This is a genomic window from Variovorax brevis, assembly GCF_030317105.1.
Classification (GTDB): domain Bacteria; phylum Pseudomonadota; class Gammaproteobacteria; order Burkholderiales; family Burkholderiaceae_C; genus Variovorax; species Variovorax brevis.
Genome location: NZ_JASZYG010000015.1, coordinates 1 through 20,800, shown reverse-complemented (window position 1 = coordinate 20,800; position 20,800 = coordinate 1). Strand labels below are relative to the sequence as shown.

Genomic DNA, 20,800 nt, shown 5'->3' with positions numbered 1-20,800 from the left:
AGGAAATAGCAGCGGTCAAGCAGGCGCGCCGGTCAGCTCCGCCATCAATTCTTCTTTACGCGCCTCGAGTTGCTCGCGCATGGCCACAAGGTCCAGACCACGTGCGGCGCGCGCCTTCACGAAGATCTCGTTGCGCTCTTCCTTAACGTGGTGATCGATGTACTCGCCCAGCACGATCACCTTCGCGTCGAATTTGTCATCGACGTCCGCAGCGCCCTGAATCTGGGCAATCAAGTCCTTGGCGCTGGCATGCTCGACTTCCGCTTCGTCGAGTAGATCGGTGTCTTTGATGGCTTCGCGCAGCGCCGGATAGAAGATCTCTTCCTCGACCTGCGCATGCACGGTCAGCTGCGTGCAGATTTCGTTAGCGAGGTCGCGCTTCTTCTGCGAGGCACTCGCCGCCTTGGACTTTGTGAGTTCCTCATAGGCCTTGAACATCTTCTTGACGTTGCGATGGTCGCTGTCGAGCAGGCTGCAGGCATCCGGATCTGGGCGCTTGGTAGTGGTATTGGGCATCGTGGGCTCCGAGATAATTGATGGGGGAGTCGAAAATGCGGCGCGCGCCTTTCTACTCTCGTAGGATGGCATCCAATGCCATTGGCAGTGAACTTGCTGGGAGCCTCCGAGCTTCATTGCAAGGGCGGCCACAGAGGCCAATCTCGAAGATCAAGGCGCCGGGTGGATGCGCTCAAGCTGGTCGGTCGCGATGGGATTGGCTTGCGCGTGGGCAAGCTCGGCCAAGCACTTCGAGCTGACCATCGGCGACACCACCTTCACCTTCGCGCAAGCGCGATGCCATCGTGGCCGAGGCGGCACTGGACGGCCTCTACATCATCCGCACCTCAGTGAGCGCGTCGCAGATGGACGCAGCCGGCTGCGTGCGCCACTACAAGTCGCTGGCCAACGTCGAGCGCGCGTTCCGCTCGCTCAAGACCATCGACCTGAAGGCGCGCACAAACTTACTACCAAAAAGCACGAAGTAATGTTGTGCTCGCCGTAATCGAGTGGCCGCTAACTCCTTGAATTCATTGGCTTTTACGAAAAGGCAACAGACGCACTTTTACTACTTTTCACGGATGTCGAGTTGCGGCCCAAGTCAAAAACGCGAGTACCGGCAGGAAGGCATGGGATGCGGGCCAGATGCGAAGTACGCGGCCGCGGTAGAACGCATGCAGCCCCACCCGCCCCGTGGCTTCATATTTGGCTCGCAGGATGCCAGTGATCAGTAGGCGGCTCAACAAGGAAGATCTGCACACCCAGGCCCGACAGCGGCCGCAAAGCAGAAAGCCAGCCTTGGCAACCGCCGACCAAGGTGTCGCCGGCGTGCGAGAACACAACCATCAATATGGCAACTCAGCGCAGGCCTGTCAGTTCCGGCAGTCGGGTCATTCAGCGTGGCGGGCCCACCAAGCCCAGGCGCACCCTGGTCGGCCGGGAAGCGCGAACGGGAGAACTCCACCTGGTGTCGAATTGCGCCCGTCTTCCGAGTTCATAAATCCCGATGACGACCGCCTAGGGTCGCACAGTAGGAAGCAATCAGGGCCCCGAGGACTAGCGACAGGAATATCCACAGCGATCCATAGGCTGTGCCTTTTCGTGCAGCGTCTGCAGCCGCCTTCGCCTTGGTCTTTGCCTCTTCAAATGCCGTCTTGGCCCGAGCGTAGGTTTCCATGACGCGCTTCTCCGCGTCCTGTGGGCTCAATCCAGTTCGCTGTGAAACCATTTCGCTCACGTATCGACTGTCCTCGGGCGAGAGCGTTCCAGTGCGCAAGGCGTTTGCAAAAATGCGACCAACCTCCGCAGGAGAAGCACTGTCTGAGGGGGCAGCATTTCCCGAAGTGCCCGTCCCGCCCGCGCCGGGAGATGAAGGCGCCGCGCCCGGAGTTTTCCGGAATAGGGAGTCAGTCATGTAAGCCATCGGTCCGGTGCTTCCATCTTCGCCCAGCCGGTTCGCTCCAACTGTGCCCGCCGCAGCCATAGCCCCACCCGCGACCGTGCTGGCCACGCCCATTCCGGCCTTGGCGCCAGCACTAACAGCTGAACCAACGGCAGAAGCTAACAACGCGAAAGTGACCAGCGTGGCAACGGCCCACGAGAGAATGCCGTGTGCCGTATCGCGGAAGCGTGCCTCTTCGGTATGAATGCCGCTCCATTTCGTTCGCAGGCGGCCGGCGAGGTAGCCGCCAAGCCCAGAAGAAGCGAGCTGAGTGAAGGTGATCCAGAAAATGCCAGCTATGCCAATTGTCTTGGCTTCTGCGCCTTCACCTTCCCAGGGGGAGGCCAAGCCAAGTCCCATGCCCGCGCCCAGCAGCATCATTATCAGCGTCAGCGCCGCAGCAACGGCCGCCCCGGCAAACACCGCCGGCCAAGAGACGCCTGAGCGGGAGGCGCCATCGGGTCCTGCCGGGTCATGGCGTGGGCCGATATCCGGCAAGGTTGATTCTTGGGTGTAAGTAGCCATGTCGTCTTCCTTCAGTGATGGTGCGTCCAATGGAACAAGTCGGACACAGACTCTTATGTACGAAAGTTTCCCTGGACAAGGTAAGCAATCAACGACTGGGATAAAGTCGGGAGTAGGCCTTCGCTTCGGCAGGATTCACGCCGCTGAGAGGCACCACGACGGGATGTTGGCCTTCGCAAGAAGATGCCATGCCACTCGGCAGGACTCGCACCAACGAGGTTGCCTTCACATCGCGGGTCACATCGGTCGACCACCTGCTCTGCGACGATGAATGGTGTTGCCCGCGCAGGCTTGTCGAGCACCTCATTGCCCACGCGGGCCACTACTTGCGTGCCAATTGGCTGGCCGAAACCACGGCCGACCGCGCCGTGGTCCGTTTGGATGACTGGAAGATGGCCGGCGGGCCGCTGCCGGACATGGTCGCGTCAACAACCTTGCTGGAGGTCGACGGCGAGTACCTGGTGATGCCGAGCGTCGCCGGCGCTAGTCGGGCGCTTGATCGCGCCTTAGAGACCAGGAGCCGCTGCGGCAAGAATCTGATCCAGTCCGCGCCACCGCCGACAGTGCCGCTCTTCCCATCAAGCGTCATGAGCGGTTGACACAGGGTCCGCGACACGCTGAGGCGCCATCCACACGCTCACCAACGAACCTGCGGCGTTCAGCACAACGCCGCCCCACAGGCCCCAATCGCTATCCTGCGCCGCGCCCCAGCCAAGCAACATGGCACTGCCCCCCGCGGCCAATGCCACACCGAGCCAGCGCTGCTCGCGCCGGGCCAACCAGGCCAGTAAAGCGAGGTTGATCATGGAAGCGAATGCGATCAATGGCCAAGTCCAATACAACCCCGGCAGCTGCGGCAGTGCAACCAGGCTGCCCATACTCAGATACGTCAGGCCACAGATGGGACACTTGGGGAAAAGTGCCAGGGCCATTGCAAGAAGGGCCGACGTCCAACCGGGGAGGCCGCGCGCTGTAGGAGTGTTTCGCTCTCGCGGCGCCGAAGACGTTGATGAGGCCGGCGCGGCCGACGACGGGATCACATTCTCCTGTGAGACCGACAGCGACTGCTGCACATCCTCAAGCAACTCTTCTTCGCGCCATTGCAACCGGCGGTGGACTGCTGCCACTCTCCCGGTCGCGTCCAGCAAAAATACTTCTATTCGGTGCCTGTTGACCACGTTGGCCACGAAATTGACGCCCAGGCCCAATGCCTGGCTCAGGCGCTCATGGCCCTCGATGACACGCAAGACGCGGTGCCCCGCCGCGAATTGCATGCCCCGACTCGCTGCGTAGCCGCGCAGGCGTTGCGGCGAATCGAACATGGGATCGTAGGTGATGGCAGCGATCCGCACCTTGTCGAAGCATCCGGACTGCCGCAGCAGGTCTTGCATTCGAGCGAGTTTGCTGACCGTCAGCGAGCATTTGCGGGCGTTGTCGCAGCGCGTGTAGAAGAACGCCAGCACCGTGGGCGCTCCGACGAACATGTCGTCCCAAGTCAGGCGCTGCGCGTCCTGGTCTTCCAAGACCACATTGCTCAACCTGGTGTTCGCACAACCCGTAGCCGCATGGCCACTCTGCTGCCATGGCGGTGTACCGCTGTCGGCGCCATGCGGCATGGGTAGCGCCTGCACGGCCTGCGTCAATGCCGCGCGCTGCTCAGGCGCCAACCCGGGCTGCTCTAAAAGTGTCTGCAATGCGGCACCTTCCCCGCCCGCTGCGGGCCCCAGCCATTGCAACGCGCGCATCACCTCATCAAAGGCCGGCGCCGCGTCCTCATCCGAGGCGACGCCGCCATACCGCGAGAGATCGACTGCGTCGTCGGACTGCGACAGTGCGGTCAATGCCGATGTCACGAAAGGTGCGAGCGATGAATGCGGCGACGTGACATGCCGCAGGGCCCGCGCCGCGGCCGCCACCAGATAGGGGTTGTGGCCGCTTTGCAGTTCCTCGAGCACGAAGGGAAGTGCTGCCGGCCACGGCCTCGGCCCACGCGACAGCGCCAACAAGGCATGCCCGCGCATCCGCACCACTGCCGCAGCACCGCGCTGCCAGTAGGCCGGATGGCTTTCTTCGAGCAAGTCGAGCAGTTCGGCATGCGCAGCCGAGTTCGCTGAGACAGCGTCCACGGTGGCACGAAAGCGTACCTCCGTCCACCCGTCGGTCGCCAGCGCCTCAGCCATGGGGTGCTTGGCGTCAGTCGCCAACACGCTTGCTGTACTGCGCCGCGATACGGGCCAGGGCATCGGGGCTATCTTTCCCCTTGCGCTGTAAACCATCGACGTAGTCCTGCAAGGCCTTGTCGCCCGCCAGGGTCTTTGCATCGCCGAAGTGCGCCAGCGCATTCAGTCCCAGTGAGCGCAAGGCATCGCTCTCTTTTTCGTCAAGCGCAATATCGCGCGCGCACTGCTGCAGGCGTTGCGGCGCCAATTGGTGCAGCGCGGCTGCAGCGATTTGGCGGACCTCCATCGGCTCGGTCTGGCTGCGCAGAACCGTCTCGAACATGCTTGCCGAGCCACCATCGGCCGCGAGAACCCGCAAGGCTTCTCGGCGTGCCAGCGCATTAGGTGGATTTTCGGCAATTTGGCGCGCCACTTCGAAGGCCCCCGCATGTACGTCGTAACTCAAGAGCTGCAAGGCTTTCTCCGCCGGCAGCACGGCTTTGACTGGGTCTTGCAAGCCTTCCAGGAGCATGGCTTGGGTATCGCCATCGTTTTCACGCGCCAGAATGCCCAAGACACGTTGGCGCACTTCGAGGTCTGGGTCGCCACGCAATGCGCGCAACGCCGAAAGATATTCCGGCCGGAAAGGGGCAAACAAGCTTCCGCCAAAAGTCGCCGATTGCAGTGCCGACAATGCCGCGTAACGTACCTCGGCCGGCGTCGCGGCATCACGCACCAACCCCAACACGGCACGGAAGCTGGCCTTGCTGCCACAGATTTCGTGCCATCCCAGACGCATGGCGGCGGCGGCGCGTGCCTTGGGTTTCGCCTCCGCATCCAAGGCCAGCGCCAGGCCCTTCGAGGCGGCGGTCGCGCCCTTGGCGACCTTCTTGGCGGCGGACTTGGACGGGCTCTTTGCCGCGATCTTGCGCGGCGGCGTCTTGCGTGCAGGCATGATCAATGGCTCCGAAGCGTCGACGATTCAGCGGAAGGGAACATCATCGTAGGCAAAGCCCAGCATCGACGCTGGTACCACACTGCCTTGATAGTCGAGCATGTCACGAACGCGCGGCTGCGGCCCGGGCATGCTCACAGTCGGTGATCGCGACAACGTGCCCCCCGGCGCATTGACCGGCCGCGGAGGCGTGACCACTCCGTTCCAGGGCCACATCGTATCGTTGAGGTTGTGGCCGACGCGCAAGCTGGTGGGGGTGGCTCCGCTGGCATAGGAAGCAGGTTGCGCAGGGTCATAGCGCTTGTTCGTGTGTTGCCAGCGAGCCCACAGGCGATCGACGTTGCAATGCAGCAGGAAGAACAAAGGATCTCTGGCCGCGGTGGGGACGCTCGTGATCGGGCCACTGAAGGATGAGGTGTGCGCGATGCCATGCGGGTTGCCTTCCATCGAGGTGAAAGCCGCAAAGTTTGTCCCCAGCGCCAGGGTGTCGGCCTCGCTGAACACACCGCGAGCGGCCATGGTTGCTGGGTCGAAACCCGGCTGCGAGCGCCGGATCACCCCGAGCACGCCATCGGTGGTCCAGAAGGTGAGCGGATTGGCGGGGTGGAATTCGGCGTTGCCGAGCCCGTCCGTCTCTCCCAGAAACTCGCGCGTGAACAGGGACGCCGCCGGGCGATCGAAGCGCCAATAGGGCAGTGCAACCGAGGGGTCGATGGCCTGCAGTTCGCGCTCAAGGTCCAGCAGGTAGGCGCGGTGCCACGGTAGAAATCCGGCAGCGCCATGCGCTTCGTTCGTTGACGCCTGCACATGCATGTTGCGGAAATCCGCAAAGCGGCCCGTGCCGCGGTCATTGAGTTGTGCCAGTGCGGCGACAAACCGGTCACGCTCTGCGGCGGAGAACCGCGCGGCGTCCTTGCGCACCCGAACCATGACCGGTCGCCTGCCGATGACATTGTTCTTGAATCGAGCAACGATACGAACGTCACCATCCGCCACGCTAGGCCTGCCGAAGCGCCCGGAAACCATCACTGTCACGGAGCTGCCATTGCGCGGCAATGCCACTTTTAGCGTTGGGGTCGGCTTGGGAGCGGTGGGACTGGCTGCCCTGAACAGCAGGTCACCACCTGTCGGATCCCGTTCGGACGCCAGGGTAACGATCACCGTCGATGTCGTCGGGGGAGCCAGTGGCACGTCGATCAGGCGCAGGCGCAGGGGCGAGGGCGCCCATGTCAGATAGCGTGCATCCTTGCCACGACTGTTGTTGACGGTGATGTCTACTTCCATGGCGCAGACTCCTCCAGTGGTTCCAGTCGCTGACCCTAGCTCAACGGCGCAAAACGGGCATCCACCATATTGCGTAGTCCCACTCACTTTTCCCCTTGCGCTCGCGCGCGATCGTTGTGGGCCTCGCCTCGCGTGAGGCAGCCGGCGCCCGGCCCGTTCCCCCGAGTGTGCAACCGCTCAAGGCGATCTCAGCACCAGGCGGCTCTCTGGGCGCAGGAGGCGATGCGGCGCGCCTTCGTCCGCGCCTTGGGTGACGCCTGCCGAGTACCGGGGGCGCCATGCGGCAGCGGCCTTGGATGCGCAACGTGCTCGGCCCGGCCGCGCGCAACCGGTCGATGCAGAGCCGGCGGTGAACTGCTGGTTTGCTTCCAATTGAAGGAACGTGGGGCGGCGTCCAGGTCTCCTTCAGATTGTTCTTGTCGAGCCGGCTTGGTTGGGACAGAACTTGCAAGGCTCTGACGCGAATTTTCAACGCAGCCGAACGACTTTGCGCGTGCGATGCGCCGGTCAGGCCGAGAGCACGGCATTCCAGATCGTGGCCGCTGCTTGGACCGCAGTTTGCGGGCGGCCCAGATGAACTGGCCTTTGCGGTGCGATGCAGCCGAGACGAAAAAGAGGTTCACGTCACTTGAGTCGCGGACATCAACCGCACAAACATCGGCAATCGCCACAACATCATCAGCTTCCGTCTTACATCCCTCTGCTCTTCAAGAGAGGAAAAGCACCTACCAATGTGAAATTTTCACATTTGTCCTCTTCTCCAGGAGCATGCAATGACAAGATCCGACATGCGGGGTGCAACCGCGGTCCGTCGAAGAGCGAGGCCTTCCTTGAGCTTCATTATTCATCTCAAGCACAGGGCGCCGCGCGCCTCGCTACGTCCACACCCCAGCCCACGCAAGCCACGGGTTGGAGCAGTCCCTGCCGAGAGAGCGGTGCCTTGGCAGATCGCAGGCGCGGTCCGGCGCGTCATTGCACACGCCGGGCCGGAGACAACAGCCATCGACATGCAGCTTTTTGCAAGGCTCGCACTTGCCAAGCGACGACTGAGGCACGGCCTGCGTCGGACGACGGTCCTTCGGCTTGGGGTCGTCGAGTCTGCGATCTCCGATTTGGGAGATCCTCAATGAACGCCGCCACCATGAACCCTGGCGAGCCTGCGACCACGTCGCGATCTGGCTCTTTCGACAGTCTCGTTGAACTTGCGAGCCCGAATATCAGCACTCTTTCGGCCGAGATTTGCGATGCATGCAACACCATCAACATGGGGTCCGCGTGCTACTGCAAATGTTGCTCGCAAAAGTTGCCGGCGTTCTATGCGTGCACCAAGGACAACGCGAAGAGCCTCGACGTGCGCGAGACGGTTTTGCCGTGGCACCCCTTGAGGATGCCCGTTCGGGCGTCGATGATGGACTTCGCGGCCTTCGCGGTGGTGATCAACTTGCTCGTGGTGGTCACCGTATCCATCACCGCGAATCCGGGCGGCAGCAGCAGCGCCGGCGCTGGCAATGGATCCAGTGGTGGTACGGCCGGGGTTGGTGGTGCAGCAGGCGGTGCAGGAGTCGGCGTCGCCGGAGCCGTCGCTGGTGGAGCCGGCATTGGAGGCGGAACGGGAGGCCGGCCCGGTGGGGGTGGTGGCCCCGGCGGCGGCAATGGCCGCTGATATGTAGAAACCTTACACGAGACGATCTCATCCCCAATAAATTCTTACGGGCGAAGGACTCTTCCATGTTCGATCATCCAGTCCAGCGTGCCCTGCGGCCCGACACGCCAAGCTGGCCGAATCCGGTCGGCCTTCACAGGGAAATCCTCTCGGAACCCCAATGCCTCACACCCTCTCAACGCGCGCTCAAACGCACGGTGGACATTGTCGGAGCGTTGACCTTCTTCGTGTTCCTCGGGCCCCTTTACCTACTTGTTGCCACGGCTGTGCTCGTCGGAATGGGGGGGCCGGTGCACTATGGGCAGACTCGCCTGGGTCAGGGCGGCCGCCCCTTTCGTTGCTACAAGTTTCGTTCGATGGTGATGGCGGCGGACGAAGTTCTCCAGCGTCATTTGGAGAATGACGCGGCAGCGCGAACTCGGTGGAACGAATTTCAGAAGCTGGACAACGATCCACGCATCACTCGCGTCGGGCGCGTCATCAGAAGGCTGAGCCTCGACGAATTGCCACAGTTCTTCAACGTGCTGAAGGGCGACATGAGCTTGGTCGGTCCTCGTCCTTGCATGGTTCGCCAGCGCAGCCTGTACGGTCGCAATTGGGCGCACTATTGCCACATGCGGCCGGGCATCACTGGTCTTTGGCAAGTGAGCGGGCGCAACCGCCTTCCGTACGCAGCACGCGTCGCCCTTGACGCCCGATATGCCTCGGAGTGGTCGCTGCGACTGGACGCAACGATACTCGCGCGCACGTTCTGGGTAGTTGTGCGCGGCGATGGGTCGTCTTGATTGACGAAATCTGTGACTCTCTGCCCCTTTTTGGGAGCGAACCATGCGATTGATCATTGAAGCTCATGGGAGACGCCGCGGGCAATGCGGCCGATGGCACGGTCCTTGTGGCGGTGATCGAGCGCACGAGCGCAGCCTCGTCGGATTGGGCATGACCCTCGCCGAAAGCCGTTCTTTGTTGACTCAAGCTCAATCGGCGTTGGTGCCGCGTCATATCGGCGCCTGGATGTCTGAACGCACGCACTGCAATCGCTGCGGGACGTCGCTGCGCCACAAGGACAACCGGTCCGTCGTGCTGCGCACCGTGTTCGCAAAAGTCAAGATCGCCAGCCCGAGGCTTTGGTCATGCAACCGCGCAGCAAAGCTGGGCGCCCCGCGTAGTTCCACGAGTCCCTTGTGCTTCGCACGCCGCGTCCAGGCGGCATCGGCACACAAGGAGCCAAGCGTCACGCGAAAGCGCCGTGACCCATGGGCAGTTAGCTTCGAGGCAATTCGACAAAAATGTATGCGCGAGACTCATGATGATCAGGGTCGGAATAGCTGACGGTCACCCCATCGTGCGCGGCGCGTTGCGCAATCTGCTGTCAGGGCAGCAAGGCGTTGTCGTGGTGGGCGACGCGTGCGACGGGCACGCGGCGCTTGAGCTGGCCCGCTCAATGCCGCTTGACATTCTGCTGATTGACCTGGCGCTGCTTGGACAGAGCAGCCTTGAAGTGTTCTGGAGGATCCGGACTCAGGCGCCGGAGGTTGCCATCCTTGTTTTCACCGGCTATGCGCACGATCAATTCGTGGTGAGTCTCTTTCGCCAGGGCGTTAGCGGCTTTCTCAGAAAGAATTGCGATTTAGTGGAAATCGTTACGGCCATTCGCGTCATATCGGCCGGTGGGCGCTATATCAGCCCTACTGTGGCTGACCAAATGGCTGCCGAACTCCATGGGGATGGCAAGGAGCCGCACGACAAGTTGTCGGAACGAGAATTCCAAGTGTTTTTGAGACTCGCCAGCGGGCAGCGCTCAGGGGTGATTGCCCGCGCCCTCTCGCTGTCCGTGAAAACAGTGAGCACCTATCGCGCGCGTGTCCTGGAGAAGCTGCAGCTCACCTCCAACGGCGACCTCACTTCCTACGCGGTGAAGCACCAACTTCTTGATGAGCCAAAAACCATGTGGAACGGCTACGGGCTCATGGACCTAGCGCGACCTCGATGATGAGCACGCTGGACATGCGTGCCGGCACCGATGCAGCGCTGGAGCGCTGGAGCGCTCGTCAGCGTCTTTGGCTCGCGCGGCTGCACCACGCATACCTGTTTGCCAGCCGGCGCACCGTGTGAAGTGCTGGTGACCTACCTGTGCTCCCTCGTCTGCTGACGCGGGTCACCGACCTTGAACGGTTGAACAGGAAAACACCGAACGCCTCATCGACGCCGTACAACCACCCACGCCTTGACCGGCCCCCACACGTTCAGGTAATTGAGAGTTATTGCGTCGCAACATGTGCGGAATGTGAGGCTTGCGTCTGGAGACGAAGTACATCGCGGCGATGATCGCCCGCGCCCCGCAGTAACAGGCGACGGCCAGCGCGTAGTGTTCCTGTGCGCCGGCCGAACTCTGCGCCGAGATCACGATCAGCAGGAACATGATCAGCAGGGTGGACAGCCGGTGCTGGCGGCTGTCGGTGTCGAAGCGATTGGCGTAGATCGTGTGGCCCGCCCAGATCCACCACAGCGGCTGCTGAGACCCGATGTGGCCCTCATGCGCTTCGATCAGGATTTCGCCGGCGGCGTGCAGGGCAACGACGAAGATCAGGTCGAAGAACAGTTCCAGCCACGTCGCGCGCCGGTGAGGGTCGAAATATCGCAGGTCCTTCATGGGCCATCATGGGCCGGGAGCCCGGCCCTGCGCGTAGGGCGCCAGTGCAGGCCCCGTCTTGCCGAGGCAAGGTGCAGGGCATGCAGGGCGCGGCGCTTCGCTCATTTCCTCCCACCTTGCGAAGGCGCACGATCAGGCAGCCCTGTTCCACTTCGGGCGGCTCGAGCTCCAAGCCGCCGGAGCGCAGGAGGATGCGCCGCTCGAAGATGCCGTACGGGATCTCCAGCCACCGCACCGACAGGCCGGGCACCAGCGGCACAGGGCGCGTTCCGCGCACGACGGATGGCGCCGGGCTCGCCGACCACCTGGATGCGTTCGGCGCTCACGCCCGGCATGGCGACCAAACAAGGTAGATCGCGCGGTCGTTTACGAACAGGTCCACCGGCGGCTCCGAAACCACCTGGGCCTGCTGCACTGCTGCGGGACGAAAGAACTGGCGGTGCAGCCGCTCGGCCTGGTTCATCGGGTCGCATGCCTGCGCCCACATCCAGCCGCTGGCATCCCTTTCGCGCGCCATGGGAGCGGAGCTCAGGAGGCTCCCGCCGCGACCAGCATGATCGAGGCGAGCAGGGAAGCCTCGTCGTGCCCGCCCCGGTGGAGCACGCCGTTGATGAAGAAGCTCGGCGTTCCCTTGACGCCGCTTTGCAGCCCGCCCGTCATGTCGACCTGGACCTTGGACAGGAACACGTGGTCGGAGAGGTCGCTGGCGAACCGCTTCAGGACCAGGTGCAGGGCGGCGGCGTACTCCATCAGGTCGGCGGGCGCCAGTGCGTCCTGGTGCTCGAAGAGCAGGTCGTGCATCTTCCAGAACCGGCCCTGGGCCCCCGCCGCTTCCGCGGCCTCTGCCGCGAGCTGCGCGTGCGGGTGCACGTTGACCAGCGGGAACTGGCGGAACACGACGGCCAGCGTGTCCGGCAGGTCCTGCTCCAGCTTCTTCACGACCCCGTAGGCCGCACCGCAGTGCGGGCACTCGAAGTCGCCGTATTCGACCAGCACCACCGGTGCGTCCGGTGAACCGCGCAGATGGTCGCGCTCGTTGATGGGAGCGGTGGATTTGTTCATGCACCGAAGTTAGCCGCGCGCCGCCGACGTTTATTTCGGTTTCCTGCTGTCCATGGCGGCGGCCGGCTGACATTTGGAGCCTGGACACGCGGCGTCCGGTTTCGCCGCCGGCCCAGGGTAGACACTGCGGCTCGTCATGCCCGGAAGAAGGAGTTCTTTATGTCCGCCACCATCGAGTCGCCCGCCGCGAAAAACCAGGCCGCCGAGCCCCAGGACGCGGAGCAGCGGCTGCTGTTCCAGCCCATCAGAATCGGTCGCTTCCAGTTGCCGCACCGCATTGTCATGGCACCGCTGACCCGGTCGCGTGCGCGCCAACCGGGGAACGTGCCGTGGGCGCTGAACGCCTGCTACTACCAGCAGCGCGCCTCGGCCGCGCTGCTCATTTCCGAGGCGACGCAGATCTCGATGCAGGGGCAGGGCTACGCATGGACTCCGGGCATCCACAGCCGTGAGCAGGTAGAGGGGTGGCGCCTGGTCACCGATGCGGTGCACGAAGCCGGCGGACGCATCGTCCTGCAGATGTGGCATGTGGGCCGGATCTCCCATCCCTCGCTGCAACCCGACTGCATGCCACCGGTCGCGCCCTCCCCCATCCGGCCGGAGGGGATGGCCTTCATCGAGAACGACAAGGGCGAAGGCGAACTGGCGCCCTTCGTGACGCCGCGAGCGCTGCAGTTCGAGGAAATGCGTTACCTCGTGCGCCAGTACGAGCGCGCGGCGCGCAACGCGATCAAGGCTGGTTTCGACGGCGTGGAGGTCCACGGTGCCAACGGCTACCTGCTCGACCAGTTCTTGTGCAGCGGCACCAACCGCCGAACCGACGCGTACGGTGGTCCGGTCGAGAACCGCGCGCGCCTGCTGCTGGAAGTCGTCGACGCGGTAACGCAGGTCTGGGACGCCGACGCGGTGGGGGTGCGCCTGTCGCCGATGGCAACGGCAAACGACATCCGCGACGAAGATCCCCTGACCACCTTCACCTATGCCACGCGCGAGCTGAACTCCCGCAAGCTGGCCTACCTGCACGTCGTCAACCCGGCCATGGCCGCGCTGGAGAGCAAGACGCCTCCCAGTGCGGCGGCCATGCAGATGCTGCAGCGCATTCGCCAGGCCTGGAGCGGCCCGCTCATGCTCGCCGGCGGCTTCGACCCCGAGACGGCCGAACAATGGCTGAGGGAGGGCCGGGCCGACCTAATTGCCATCGGCCGCAAGTTCATCGCCAACCCGGACCTTCCGGAACGGCTGCGCGCGCATGCGCCTTTGAATGCGGACGACAGGTCCACGTACTACGGCGGCGGCGAGCAGGGCTACACGGACTACCCCAGCCTGGCGCAGGAGCGCGGCGAGGCGCCCAAGGCTTGCGTGGACGAGAGCTGGCGCTAGGCTCAACCGAGCGGGTTGGCGCGCCAGATGTCCTGCGCATCCGGAGAGCAGGAGAGGTCTGACCGCGGATCGCTCGGGGGCACCGGCCTTTTAACCCGAGATTCCCCGGAGGGCGAAGCGAGTTTGCCTTTGCACGACAAGGACTTGGCGTGAGATCGGGGTTCCGGCTTCTGCCTACAACTGGATCTGCTGGATGAGGTCGAGCGCGCGCTGCTGCTTGACGTTGGGCGTGGTGAGGACCTCGAAGGTGGACGCCTCGGGGCCGGCCTGAGGGGCTCGGCAGGTATTGCGCACGATGGAGGCGAGCTCGGCCATGAGGGTGGAGAAGCTGTGCACCGGCGTGCCATCGGCCAGTGTGTGGCGCGCCGCCTTGGCCAGCGCCGCCTTGGAGCGCTGGGCCGGCGCGACGGGATCGCGCGTGGCTTTGGCAAGTTGGTCGGTGTCGGCGAACATCAGCTCGCGCCAGGCCTCGCGCATGTGCCACTCCACGTAGTAGGCGAGCATGCACAGGAAGATGTGCGCGCGCACCCGATCGGCGGTGCGGTGGTGGATCGGGCGCACCTTCAGGTCGATCGTCTTGAGCGAGCGGAACGCGCGCTCGACGTTGGCCAGCGACTTGTAGTGGCGCACGCAGTCGCCCGAGTCCATCTGTGTGGGCGGCACCGACGTGCGGATGATGTAGAGGCCGTCCAGGGCCGCCTCGGCGGCGATGGCCTCGTGCTTGCGCGAGAAGGTGAAGGCGTTCTCACCGATGGCCAGCTCGAAGTGCTTGGCCATCTTGTACTGGTTGATCACCTTGCCCACGCGCAAGCCGATCTCATCCTTACCGGCGAGCTTGAGCGCATCCACGCGGGCCTTGATCTTGTCCAGGTGGGCCTCGGTGGCCGCGAGCAGTTCCAGGCGCTTGTGCGCGCGCAGCTTGGCGAGCTCGGGATTGCGGCACGCCACCAGCCGTTCGCCCGGATAGTCCGGCGAGCTCAGCTCGAGCAGGTTGCGCTCGTCGAACAAGCCCAGCTGCAGGTGCCCCTGCTCGACCAACGCGCGAATCGAGATGCTCTTCAATGCGCTGATCCACCCCACGCCCTCGGTCTCGCGCATCTCCTGGATCGCCTTGTTGGAGATCATGCCGCGATCACCCACCATCACCAGTTGCTCGACGCCGAAGTCCTCGCGCAGCCGCTGGACCTCGGGCAGCAAAGTCAGGCTGTCGGCCACGTTGCCCTCGTGCACCGAGACGGCCACCGGGCAACCACGCGCATCGGTGAGCAAGCCGTAGTTGACCTGCAGCATGCCCTTCCTGCCGTCGCGGCTGTAGCCGAGCTTGGCCAGCGGGCAGCAGCTGCCCTCGAAGTAGCTGGAGGACAGGTCGTACAGCACCAGGGCGCCAGCGCTCAGATGGCGCGCGGCGAGCTTCTTGTGGATGCGATCCTGGCGCTCGAGCAGCCAGTCCATCGCCGCGTACAGGTCGTCCTCATCGGCGTCGGCGACGCCGAAGTCCTCGGCCAGCGTCGTGGTGTGCCACCAGCGCGTGGTGGCCAGCTTGGTGTGCGGCGCCACGATGCGCGCGGCCACCATGGCCAGCACCAGGTCGCGTTCGCGGCACGGCTTGGAGGCCAGCAGCGAAGCGAAGCCCAGGCGCTGCAGGGTCAGCGCAACGGCCTGCACATGGCCGTGTGCTGACGACGCGGTGATCTCCAAGCTCTGTGCGGCGGGCTGCAATGCCTCGCCGCGCAGCGCCGCACGAATGGCCTCGATCTGGGCGGGCGACAGACTCGACAGATTGGCCAGCGTGCGCTTGGCGACCTTGGAGCCCTGGCGGTAGGACTCGCGCAGCAGCACGGTGGGGGACGAACCGCGATTCGGCACGACGTGGATATGCATGCCTACATATATAGGCCATTTGAAAGCAAATATCAAATAAATTACATGCCTACATTTCGAAACACATGAAGCGGCTCAACTCGTTGATTCAAAAGGGGATTCCCGCTCAAAACCGCGGGGTGACCGAGGAAATAACGCGAGCCGAGCGACGTTCCCGTTGTCGCATGCGTCGACCTGCGTGGGATTCCCCGCACGCAGGAGCCTCGATGCCGATGGCATCGGTGTAGCGCCGCAGCTTGACTTGCACCATTCTTGGCCATCCCCTCCCATCAGGTCCGCAAACCGCCCCATGACGACGTCCAAGTTCAGCTGGCCCAGGGGAGGCACCTACCCTTCCTGCATTGCGTGGACTGCGCCACAACACCGCGTGGCGTGCGACGCAGAGGCAGGTGCCCGCAGCGCCTAATCTAGATTTGATCAGGTCGATCGCGGCAGGTAGCTGCTAGCTGGGAGTACAGGTCCGGGCTCGAGGTGCCGGAATGCCCACGACGCCTGAGATCCGCGCTTTCTGGACAACGAAGTCGATGAGCTTGCAGGCGGCGAGGCGATGGTTTGGTTGCAACCGGGCATGCGCTCAGCAGAAGAACGTTCTGGCGTCCGTCGGACAAGGAGATGACCATGCAGCACACTGTCGATAGAGCCATGCCGATGCAAAAATGCACCGGACAGAGAGACCGTCCTAGACCGTCAGGTCGGGGCTTTCATCTGCGAACTCACGCTGCTCGATCCCCAAAACTTCAAACTTTCTGTATAAGGTCGACCGAGCTATGCCCAAGGCGCTTGCAACAAGATTGACTTTCCTGTACTTGCGTAGCATCCCGATGATGAGTTGACGTTCATATTCGATGTCGGTAGTCGCTTTGGGGGCTTCATCACTGCGTGCCGGAAGCGGCGTGACGATGAGTTCTGGGGGAAGATGCTCAGCGCTGATAACCCCGTCCGCGCAAAGCAACGCGGATTCGATGACGTTGCGGACCTCGCGCGCGTTACCTGGCCATGCATAGCATGCCAGCGCCGAGTTGGCCGCCGAATCGATGCGGGTTTGCTGCAGCTTATGCTTTTGCTCCAAGACAGCGCGGAAGTGCGTCACCAGGATGGGAATATCTGGCGCTCGCTCCCGTATTGGCTTGATTTTCTTATGAACGATCTTGAGCCGATAATAAAAATCCTGGCGGAATTTGCCCTCGGCCACCAGCTCTTCGAGGTTTCGGTGGGTCGCGGCGATAATTCGACAGTTGGACTTCTGCGGCGACGAGGAGCCCACACGCAGGAAGCTCCCGTCTTCAAGCACCCGCAACAAGGCGGCCTGCATGTCAGGGGCAGCTCTCCTATTTCGTCCAAGAACAATGTCCCGCCTTGGGCAGACTCGAAGTACCCAGCGCGCCCTTTCGGGTCCGCGCCTGAAAATGCGCCACGGATATATCCGAAGAATGTGCTTTCCAGGAGCTCCGGGCTGATGGCGCCGCAGTTCACTGCCAGGTAGGGCTGCTCCTTGCGAGGACTGGCTGCGTGAATTTGCCGGGCGATGAGTTCCTTGCCTGTACCGGTCTCGCCGCTCAGCAGCACGTTGACGTCGGCCAAGGATATTCGCTCGATTTCCTTCAGGGTTTTGATGGTTTCGGCGTCCCCGCCAGCGCGATGGGCGACCTGCTGCATGCCGACTTTGCATTGGCCGAGAAGAACACGCTGTACCGCTGCTTGGACAAGCTCACGGCGCACAAGGAGGAGCTGTTCAAGTTCCTGTGCCGGCGTTGGGTGAGTTGTTCGGGGCGAAGTTCGACGTGCTGCTGTACGACCTGACCAGCACCTACTTCGAGAGCGACGTGGAGCGCAGCGAACACGACAAGCGCCAGTACGGCTACAGCCGCGACAAGCGCGGCGACTGCCGCCAGGTGGTGATCGCGTTGATCGTCACTCCCGAGGGCTTCCCGCTGAGCTATGAGGTGCTCTCGGGCAACACGGCCGATGCCACAACGCTGGGCGAGTTCCTTGATTCCTCGCCTACTGCCTGCAGGTCACCTTGAAGGCCCAGCTCAAGCGCCTGGCGCAAGGCATCACGCCGGCCGAGGTGATCGCCAAGTTCAAGACCATGCAAATGGTGGACGTGCATGTGCCCACCACCGACGGCAGGGAACTCGTGCTGTCGCGATACACCCAGCCCGAGGCCGATCACCGCATGCTGCTGGACCTGCTGCGGCTGAAGTGCCCGATCAACCTCCGCCGAAGATCACCGCCAAACAACGCCGCATCACTGCCGAACCCATCCCCATGTAGTGGAGACCTTCAACCTCGTGCTCAATCAAATCAAGCACTTAGCCCGCTTTACATCAGCCAGTTGAGAAAGATGGGCTAGTGGGCATCGACGACTGGGGGGATTGCAAAGGGTCACTACTACGGAACCATCGTCGTCGATCTGAAGCGCCGCGAGCCGATCGATGTCTTCGCTGGCCGGGAAGCGACGGCACGGCGGCCTGGCTGCGTGCCCATCCCTCCATCCGGATCATTGCCGCCTACTCCGAGGCGGCAAACATTGCACTCCCAGCCGCCACCCAGGTCTCTGGCCGTTGGCACCTGTTGTGCAATCTGCGCGACCACGTCGAAAGAATGCTGAATCGACTGGGACCGCATATGTGCAGCCGTGACGTGTAGTAAAAATTTGCTAAACAAGTAGTAAAGTTGTGCTCAATGGCTTTTTTCTGGGCTTATTCCAAGCCCCAATCAAAAAGTCAACAGACACACTTTTACTGCTCCTCACGCCCGGCGTCGTGGTGTTCCGGCGCCGGCAGCCGGCAGTCCGAGAGATCGCCGCAACCAGGCCGACATGGGGCGGTCTGGGGCCAGCACTTGCTCGATGGTGACCTGTGCCTGTTCGGTCTGCTGGGCGTTGGCCGCAGCTTCGATGGCCAGTCGGTGGGCTTCGTGGACGTCCAGACCGTTGAGTTCGTAGCCGTGGCCCATCGACATCCAGTGCAGCGCTGCCAATGCCGCCTGCACGGCGAATCCGGGGTTCTTGACCAAGTGGTCGCGTGCGGCACGCGTTAGGGTCTTGGGGTCGCAGGGTGATGCCCAGGCCAGTTGGGTTGCCCGGTCGAACAGCTTGAGCGTCTTGGCGGTGGCGAACCACTTGCCGGGCTCGCCCGGTGCCGATGCGATGAGGTGGCCCAGCAGCTTGTCCGGTGCCAGTTCGGGGTACTTCTTCGCCAACGCCCTAAAGGTCGACAGGTTAGAGTTGGCCTGGTTGGCCATCAGCGCGAACTGGTCGAAGGCTTCGGCGCGCCGGCCCGCTGTCAGCAGCGCGTCTTCGGCGAAGTGCGCGATGGTTTCGAGGCTGGTGGTGCTGCCCGCGCGGTCGCGCACGTAGGCAATGGCCTCGTCGACCTGCCCGCGTGCAGCCAGCACGCGTGCGCCCCAGACCAGGTATTGCCAGATCGGCCGCGGGTCCATGGCCAGCAGTTCCAGCAACTCGTCGTGGCGGCCGGCCTTGAACAGGGCGCTATAGCAGAGGGTGGTGCCGGAGAAGAAGGCGTAGGTGCCGCGCTTGCGCTCGCGCAGCACGCTGCGCTGGGTCGGCAGTAGCTGGTCGGCCCACACTGATGCGAGTTCGGGCGTGGAGCAGAGGTCGCCCCAGTGGTCGCCCAGGTGCTCGATGTAGGGCGGGTCGTCCTCCTGGATGGCCGCGAAGAGGCGGTCGAGCCACTTCATGCGCTCGGCGGCGCCCACGTGCGCGCTGCTGATGATGGGCACCAGTTCCCGGACGGCAGCGTAGGTGGCGTTGCCCAGGGCACCCGAGGAGCTGTCGATCTGGTTCAGGGCAGGGGAGAGCCTCTCAAGGAACAGGACGGCACCCTCGGCTGCCGTGGCTGGGTCTAGTCGGGCGACGGCGCGGATTTCGGTGAGGGCTTCGTGGATGCGCCCGATCGCGAGCTTGGAGCCTTTCCAGCCGAACGCAGCCCGGCGGAAGCGAGCGCGGAATGCCCAAGGATGCATGAGCATTCTCGGGGTCAGAGGCGCACGGCGCCTCGTTGCCAGGCGTCGTGCAGGGCTGACGCCGTCAAGGTCTGGCCGTCGGCGGCCAACCGTTGCAGCAGCCGTTTTGCGGCGTGCGCGGAGCGCAGCGTGGCGCGCAGGGCGGCTAAGGCCGAAGAGACGGCGGCGGGATCTTGCTGGAAGTGCTCCAGCAAGAAGGCATCGGGGCGCTGAACCTCGATGCCCTGGCTTGAGAGCTTACGAACGCCGAAGTCGCGGATGTTCTTGGTGACGAGGCTGACGACCTGGGTGCTGGGATAGAAGTCACCGGCCAGGATAGCTGCTGCGCAGGCGGCGACGTGGGTGTCCTTGGTGGAGCGCATCGCCGGCGCCACTCTGGCGAACTGCGCCTGTACCTGCGGCGTCGTGATCTCCGCTTGTGGCAATGCCGCCCGCATGAGTTGTTCGTGCCGACGCGCCGACTCGGCATCCGGCTTGCGGCCGGTGTCGACGAGCGCCCGGCTCAGCTCGTCGAGAATCAGCGGGCTCCAGCGCAGGCGGATCAGTCCCTGGTAGTCGAGGTGGATCAACAGGCCACGGGTGGTGGCGCCGAATTGCGTGTCGGCGTCGGCGACGACAGGGATCACGGATCTCAGCCCGCGAAGATCTCGCTGTCGAGTTCGGCGCCGAGCTGGCTCAGGGCCTTGCGGCGTCGGGTCTGCTCTTGGCGGTGCCAGGTCAGGACGGCGGATTGGAGGACCCTTCGCTGGTTACCCACCTGCTGGTGCAGCGGGATGTCGCCGGCTTCGATACGGGCCACGATGTAAGGGCGGGACACACCGACCAGGTCAGCCGCCCCCTGGGTGCTCAGAACCGGGTCTGTTGCTGGTTCGGACTTGGTGGTCGTCGTCTTTCCGGTGCTGCCGCAGATGCTCGGGTTCTGGAAGAGCTGTGCGAACTCGCCCTTGATCCGCCGTGTGGCCTGGGGTGTCAGCTTGACGTGGCGCCGCACGACCTCGACCAAGGGGTCGATGTCGATATTCACCGACAGCGCCGGAGGGGCGATGCGCTGAAAGTCTTCGGTGGGCTTGCGGGCGGTCTTCATGGGCGGAGTCTACCAGAATTACTCGAAACTCGCGAAACAGACGAAACGCCACCGGCGGTCGACGTGAAAGTGGTGGGCTTGTCCGTCAACACAGGCACAACAACCACCGTCGATCACTTCGCCAGACGATCGACCTGAAGGTGCGCCCGATCCACCACCGCACCGCCGATCGGGTGCGCGCGCACATCTTCCTGTGCATGCTCGCCTACTACGTGGAGTGGCACATGCGCGAGG

The 20,800-nt window shown here is 63.5% G+C and carries 21 protein-coding genes and 2 pseudogenes; 9 read left to right on the top strand and 14 right to left on the bottom strand.

What is annotated here, in order from left to right; translation table 11 throughout:
* Positions 1-15: 15 nt before the first annotated feature.
* Positions 16-516, bottom strand: a complete 501-nt coding sequence (locus QTI66_RS31100; protein WP_286564307.1) for a hemerythrin domain-containing protein — start codon at positions 514-516, stop codon at positions 16-18.
* A 284-nt stretch (positions 517-800) separates the two neighbouring features.
* On the opposite strand from QTI66_RS31100, the gene QTI66_RS31095 reads away from it, so the two are divergent.
* The gene (locus tag QTI66_RS31095) at positions 801-983 is read left to right on the top strand and encodes a hypothetical protein (protein WP_286564194.1); all 183 of its coding nucleotides are present in this window, start codon (positions 801-803) and stop codon (positions 981-983) included.
* Positions 984-1,489: 506 nt separating this feature from the next.
* Here the strand turns inward: QTI66_RS31095 and QTI66_RS31090 are convergent.
* Positions 1,490-2,461 (bottom strand): hypothetical protein, encoded by a 972-nt coding sequence (locus tag QTI66_RS31090; RefSeq protein ID WP_286564193.1) that lies wholly within the window; start codon positions 2,459-2,461, stop codon positions 1,490-1,492.
* Positions 2,462-2,649: 188 nt separating this feature from the next.
* Between QTI66_RS31090 and QTI66_RS31085 the strand changes: the two genes are divergently transcribed.
* On the top strand, positions 2,650-3,060 hold the full coding sequence (locus QTI66_RS31085; protein ID WP_286564192.1) for a hypothetical protein: 411 nt from the start codon (positions 2,650-2,652) through the stop codon (positions 3,058-3,060).
* On the opposite strand, the gene QTI66_RS31080 is transcribed toward QTI66_RS31085, so the two are convergent.
* Genes QTI66_RS31080 through QTI66_RS31070 form a run of 3 tightly spaced genes read right to left on the bottom strand, consistent with a single transcriptional unit; the run spans position 3,040 to position 6,859 of the window.
* Positions 3,040-4,641, bottom strand: a complete 1,602-nt coding sequence (locus tag QTI66_RS31080) for an SCO family protein (RefSeq protein ID WP_286564191.1) — start codon at positions 4,639-4,641, stop codon at positions 3,040-3,042. The two genes, QTI66_RS31085 and QTI66_RS31080, sit on opposite strands and share 21 nt — an antisense overlap.
* A gap of 13 nt (positions 4,642-4,654) precedes the next feature.
* Positions 4,655-5,575, bottom strand: a complete 921-nt coding sequence (locus QTI66_RS31075) for a hypothetical protein (protein ID WP_286564190.1) — start codon at positions 5,573-5,575, stop codon at positions 4,655-4,657.
* Between the two features lie 27 nt (positions 5,576-5,602).
* Positions 5,603-6,859, bottom strand: a complete 1,257-nt coding sequence (locus QTI66_RS31070; protein WP_286564189.1) for a tyrosinase family protein — start codon at positions 6,857-6,859, stop codon at positions 5,603-5,605.
* A 1,126-nt stretch (positions 6,860-7,985) separates the two neighbouring features.
* On the opposite strand from QTI66_RS31070, the gene QTI66_RS31065 reads away from it, so the two are divergent.
* The 4 genes from QTI66_RS31065 (at position 7,986) to QTI66_RS31050 (ending at position 10,634) form a co-directional block, all read left to right on the top strand.
* Entirely contained in the window at positions 7,986-8,522 is a 537-nt protein-coding gene (locus QTI66_RS31065) for a hypothetical protein (RefSeq protein WP_286564187.1), read from the top strand.
* A gap of 65 nt (positions 8,523-8,587) precedes the next feature.
* Positions 8,588-9,307, top strand: a complete 720-nt coding sequence (locus QTI66_RS31060; RefSeq protein ID WP_286564185.1) for a sugar transferase — start codon at positions 8,588-8,590, stop codon at positions 9,305-9,307.
* A 521-nt stretch (positions 9,308-9,828) separates the two neighbouring features.
* Complete coding sequence (locus QTI66_RS31055; protein ID WP_286564306.1) at positions 9,829-10,512, top strand: response regulator; 684 nt, start codon at positions 9,829-9,831, stop codon at positions 10,510-10,512.
* Positions 10,509-10,634, top strand: a complete 126-nt coding sequence (locus tag QTI66_RS31050; protein ID WP_286564184.1) for a hypothetical protein — start codon at positions 10,509-10,511, stop codon at positions 10,632-10,634. The genes QTI66_RS31055 and QTI66_RS31050 overlap by 4 nt, the downstream gene beginning before the upstream one ends.
* 43 nt (positions 10,635-10,677) lie before the next feature.
* Here QTI66_RS31050 and QTI66_RS31045 read toward each other — a convergent pair whose 3' ends face one another.
* The 3 genes from QTI66_RS31045 to QTI66_RS31035 form a co-directional block, all read right to left on the bottom strand.
* Complete coding sequence (locus QTI66_RS31045) at positions 10,678-11,172, bottom strand: low temperature requirement protein A (RefSeq protein ID WP_286564183.1); 495 nt, start codon at positions 11,170-11,172, stop codon at positions 10,678-10,680.
* A gap of 322 nt (positions 11,173-11,494) precedes the next feature.
* A complete protein-coding gene (locus tag QTI66_RS31040; RefSeq protein ID WP_286564182.1) occupies positions 11,495-11,689 on the bottom strand; it encodes a hypothetical protein in 195 nt (64 codons plus the stop codon).
* A gap of 11 nt (positions 11,690-11,700) precedes the next feature.
* Complete coding sequence (locus tag QTI66_RS31035) at positions 11,701-12,234, bottom strand: DsbA family protein (RefSeq protein WP_286564180.1); 534 nt, start codon at positions 12,232-12,234, stop codon at positions 11,701-11,703.
* Between the two features lie 159 nt (positions 12,235-12,393).
* Between QTI66_RS31035 and QTI66_RS31030 the strand changes: the two genes are divergently transcribed.
* Entirely contained in the window at positions 12,394-13,614 is a 1,221-nt protein-coding gene (locus QTI66_RS31030; protein ID WP_286564179.1) for an alkene reductase, read from the top strand.
* A gap of 174 nt (positions 13,615-13,788) precedes the next feature.
* On the opposite strand, the gene QTI66_RS31025 is transcribed toward QTI66_RS31030, so the two are convergent.
* The 3 genes and pseudogenes from QTI66_RS31025 to QTI66_RS39995 all read right to left on the bottom strand — a co-directional run.
* Positions 13,789-15,495 carry an IS1634 family transposase gene (locus QTI66_RS31025; protein ID WP_286564177.1) on the bottom strand — a complete coding sequence of 569 codons (1,707 nt, stop codon included), beginning with the start codon at positions 15,493-15,495 and terminating at the stop codon, positions 13,789-13,791.
* 679 nt (positions 15,496-16,174) lie between these two features.
* On the bottom strand, positions 16,175-16,585 hold the full coding sequence (locus QTI66_RS40000) for an AAA-type ATPase lid domain-containing protein (RefSeq protein ID WP_444815075.1): 411 nt from the start codon (positions 16,583-16,585) through the stop codon (positions 16,175-16,177).
* A gap of 111 nt (positions 16,586-16,696) precedes the next feature.
* Positions 16,697-17,151 (bottom strand): annotated as a pseudogene (locus QTI66_RS39995) (sigma-54 factor interaction domain-containing protein); the annotation flags it as partial.
* Here QTI66_RS39995 and QTI66_RS39990 point away from each other — a divergent pair.
* A pseudogene (locus QTI66_RS39990) lies at positions 17,128-17,486 on the top strand (IS1634 family transposase); the annotation flags it as partial. The pseudogenes QTI66_RS39995 and QTI66_RS39990 overlap by 24 nt on opposite strands.
* 29 nt (positions 17,487-17,515) lie before the next feature.
* Positions 17,516-17,848, top strand: a complete 333-nt coding sequence (locus QTI66_RS39985) for a hypothetical protein (RefSeq protein WP_444815074.1) — start codon at positions 17,516-17,518, stop codon at positions 17,846-17,848.
* 398 nt (positions 17,849-18,246) lie between these two features.
* Here QTI66_RS39985 and QTI66_RS31010 read toward each other — a convergent pair whose 3' ends face one another.
* The 3 genes from QTI66_RS31010 to QTI66_RS31000 are packed head-to-tail and all read right to left on the bottom strand — an operon-like array spanning position 18,247 to position 20,566.
* Positions 18,247-19,482 carry a hypothetical protein gene (locus QTI66_RS31010; RefSeq protein ID WP_286564176.1) on the bottom strand — a complete coding sequence of 412 codons (1,236 nt, stop codon included), beginning with the start codon at positions 19,480-19,482 and terminating at the stop codon, positions 18,247-18,249.
* 14 nt (positions 19,483-19,496) lie between these two features.
* The gene (locus tag QTI66_RS31005; protein ID WP_286564175.1) at positions 19,497-20,108 is read right to left on the bottom strand and encodes a PIN domain-containing protein; all 612 of its coding nucleotides are present in this window, start codon (positions 20,106-20,108) and stop codon (positions 19,497-19,499) included.
* 5 nt (positions 20,109-20,113) lie between these two features.
* The gene (locus tag QTI66_RS31000) at positions 20,114-20,566 is read right to left on the bottom strand and encodes a helix-turn-helix domain-containing protein (protein ID WP_286564174.1); all 453 of its coding nucleotides are present in this window, start codon (positions 20,564-20,566) and stop codon (positions 20,114-20,116) included.
* Between the last annotated feature and the right edge of the window lie 234 nt (positions 20,567-20,800).